At 40.2% G+C, this 1,379-nt stretch carries 1 protein-coding gene; it reads right to left on the bottom strand.

Translation table 11 applies throughout. The features are described from left to right. Window positions 1-1,379: transposase (locus tag WMO75_RS19540; protein WP_349078850.1), on the bottom strand; the 1,379-nt coding region annotated here is incomplete at both ends.

Raw genomic sequence — 1,379 nt, 5'->3', positions numbered from 1 at the left:
ATAGCATACAGCATGAATTCTTTATATACCTTATCTGCCGAACGGTAATTAAAACGCCGGAAGTTCTCATTTTCCTTGATATCTCCAAAATGTCCTTCCGTCTGAATGGAACGTGTCTGGCGTTTCAGGATCCCGCGTTCACTCTGGATATTGGCATGCGATCTTTCTTTCAGTTCCTCCCATTGTTCATTGATCTTCATGACTTTGTTCTTTTCGGCATCTTTTTCCGCATCATACTTATACAGACAACGCGCTTTATGTTCACATCCGCTACAGTCTGCACAACCATATACCTCAAAGGTCTGTGTATATCCATCCTGCTCTTTGCTCTCTATCCTGAGATGCCGCAGTTCACGTCCGTCATGGCAGATATAGAACTGTTCATCTTCAAAGATCCCTGTCCTCATGTTGTAATATTTACTGATATCTTCTGAATAAGCGCGTGTTTTTCGCTTTTCATGATCCTGCAGTTTTATATAACTGGATATTTCATTCCGTTTTAAATAAAGCAGATTTTTTTCACTACAGTACCCGCTGTCCGCAGTTACTTCTTCCAGAATACTCCCGAAAGCATTCTTATGTTTTTCAAGGACCGGGATCAGGGTATTATAATCGGTGCGGTCGCTGCTTACATATCCATGTACGATAAAATAATTCTCTACCGCGATCTGAACATTATATGCTGGTTTTAACTGTCCGTTCAGCATGTGATCTTCTTTCATACGCATAAAAGTCGCTTCCAGATCTGTTTTGGAATAACTGTTTCTGTCTTTTCCCATGATCTCAAAGCATTCTTTATATTCCATCAGTCGTTTTCCGCATTGTTCCAGTTCCTCATGCAGCTGTTGAAGTGCAGGTTTTCTTTTTCCTTTTCCGTAAACGAATTCGATTCCCTCGTTGTCTACGATCATCGTGAGATTGTTCTGGAGTTTCCGTATTTCAAGCGGTGAACAGTTATCGATCTCTATAATACGGTTATTTGAAAGCTTTTTATGTTTTACAAGCTTTCGTTTTCTGTTCTTTTCGATCACTTCCCGGACTTTATCCATCCCTTCGATCACAAACATCTGTGCATTTCCCAGCTCGTACTTTGTTCCATAATCATTCTCCTGCAAAAAAGAATTATATTTTTCAAAAAGCTGGTCGATAAAGTCCAGAAGTCCTGCTAGATGGTAATTGATGCTTCCGCGCCATACAAAAGTATAACGGTTTGCATTTGCCTCTATCTTTGTACCGTCAATAAAAAGTTTTTTTAATGTGACCAGCCCTTCTTTCTGCAGCCGCCGCATAAACTGGTAATTTAGGTCATCCAGGACATCAGATGTCAGCTTCCTGTTTTTAAAGTCATAAAAAGCATCACGTTTCGGTTTTTGTCCGCG

The organism is Blautia intestinihominis, assembly GCF_040096655.1.
GTDB classification, from domain to species: domain Bacteria; phylum Bacillota; class Clostridia; order Lachnospirales; family Lachnospiraceae; genus Blautia_A; species Blautia_A intestinihominis.
Note: the sequence above shows the minus strand (reverse complement) of the source record. Positions and strands in the feature narration are given on the sequence as shown.